The sequence below is a fragment of the Microbacterium sp. Bi128 genome (genome assembly GCF_918698205.1).
Genome location: NZ_CAKKMM010000947.1, coordinates 1 through 2009, shown reverse-complemented (window position 1 = coordinate 2009; position 2009 = coordinate 1). Strand labels below are relative to the sequence as shown.

The window sequence follows — 2009 nt, the reverse complement described above, 5'->3', positions numbered from 1 at the left end:
CACAGGACCCGCGGGCTACTGCGTTGCCTCGATCGCCTGCACGAGGTCGGCGACGATGTCGGCCGGGTCCTCCAGCCCCACCGAGATCCGCAGCAGGATCGCGTGCGGCTTGGCCGCGGCTTCGACCGGCCGGTGGGTCAGGCCGGCCGGGTGCTGGATGAGGGTATCGATCCCGCCGAGGGACACGGCGTGGGTGATCATGCCGACGGCGGCCGGGATCCGCTCGGCGTGCTCGGCGCTGGCGAGCTCGAAGGCCATGAGCGATCCCGGCCCGGACATCTGTGTGCCCACCAGGCCCTGCGGGTCGCATTCGGCCAGTCCCGGGTAGTAAACCCGCCTCACGAGCCCGTGCCCTGCCAGGGCAACCGCGACTTTTTCGGCGCCGGCCTGCTGGGCGCGGACCCGGACCGGGAGCGTTGCCAGCCCGCGGTGCAGCAGGTACGCCGGCCACGGGGTCAGGATGCCGCCGGTCACGGCCCGGATCTGGCGCAGGCGCACCGCCCATTCAGGGCCTGCGGCCACCACGCCGCCCATGGCGTCCCCGTGGCCGCCCAGGAACTTCGTGGCGCTGTGCAGCACCATGGCCGCGCCGTGCTTGAAGGGTTGCTGCAGTACCGGGCTGGCGAAGGTGTTGTCCACCAGGAGCGGCACACCGTCGGCGGCGGCTGCCACGCGGGCGATGTCCACCAGCTCGAGGGTCGGGTTGGCCGGCGTCTCGAGGATCACCAGGCCGGTGTCCGGGCGCAGGGCGGCGCCGACGCCCTCCGGCGTCGTGAAGGTGACCTCGCTGCCAAGGACGCCGGAGGCCAAAAGGTAGTCGCTGCCGCCGTACAGCGGACGCACGGCGACAACGTGCTTCTTGCCCGCGGCCACAACCGCGAGGAGCACGGCGCTCAGCGCCGCCATTCCGGTGGCAAAGGCGACAGACTCGGGCGTGCCTTCCAGGACAGCGACGCCTTCTTCGAAGCGTGCCACCGTGGGGTTCCACAGCCGCTGGTAGACCGTGCTTTGCCCCTCCACATGTGAGCCGCCGGTGGCCATGTGCTCGTAGGCAAGGCCTCCGTCGTGCACGGACGGCAGGGGCGCCGTCGTGGACAGATCGATGGGCACCGCGTGGACGCCCAGTTCCGTGAGCCCGCTCCGGCCTGCGTGGACCGCCAATGAATCTTGAGAAAGCACCCATGCTCCTTACGAATATTCACCATTGAATTCCGCAAGTATCTGGCAATAATTCGTGCTTTTGTAGAGGTTCTGAATGGAACTGTCGGATAACGCCGTTTATGATGAACGGAGAACACTACTAGGAGGATCCGTGAGCAGCACCGCGAAGAATGTTCGGCCGGGAGCCAGCGAGCCGCTGGACGCGATCGACGAGCGCCTGCTCGCTGCCCTCGTCGCGGACGCCCGCATCTCGAACAAACAGCTGGCAGAGCTCGTGGGGATCGCGCCGTCGACCGCGCTGATGCGCACCCGCGCCCTGTCCGAGCGCGGCATCATCGAGGGCTTCGAGGCCAATCTGAGCCTGTCCGCGATCGGGCGTTCGGTCCAGGCCCTCATTGCGGTCCGGCTCCGGGCCCATGACCGCGAGCAGATCGACCGCTTCACTGCCCGGGTGCCCAAACTGCCGGCAGTGCTCTCGACCTTCCACACGTCCGGGTCGGTGGACTACCTGCTGCACATCGCCGTCGCCACCACGGAGGACCTCCGGGACTGGGTTCTGGACAACCTGGCCACCGACCCCGTGGTGGGCCACACCGAAACCACGCTGGTCTTCGACCACATCCAGGGCAACCACGGCCCGCTGCCCTAACGGGCCCGGCCGACGCAGTTAGGGCCGGCGCAATTAGACCCTGCGCAGTCAGCCCCGGCGCAGTGCGCTTCGCAGCGTAACGGCCGCCAGCGTCAGCGCGGCGGCGGCGCACACCGTGACGAAACCGGCGACGGCGCTCTGCAGCCCGACGATCCCGGCTGCGAGCCCCAACCCGATCACCGGGAAGGCGCTGCCAAGG

2 protein-coding genes are annotated in these 2009 nt (G+C 69.0%); one reads left to right on the top strand and one right to left on the bottom strand.

What is annotated here, in order from left to right:
* Nucleotides 1-15: 15 nt before the first annotated feature.
* Nucleotides 16-1179 carry a PLP-dependent aspartate aminotransferase family protein gene (locus LQV45_RS28355; RefSeq protein ID WP_230010277.1) on the bottom strand — a complete coding sequence of 388 codons (1164 nt, stop codon included), beginning with the start codon at nt 1177-1179 and terminating at the stop codon, nt 16-18.
* 133 nt (nt 1180-1312) lie between these two features.
* Between LQV45_RS28355 and LQV45_RS28350 the strand changes: the two genes are divergently transcribed.
* On the top strand, nt 1313-1810 hold the full coding sequence (locus tag LQV45_RS28350; protein WP_018773770.1) for an Lrp/AsnC family transcriptional regulator: 498 nt from the start codon (nt 1313-1315) through the stop codon (nt 1808-1810).
* Nucleotides 1811-2009: the final 199 nt, after the last annotated feature.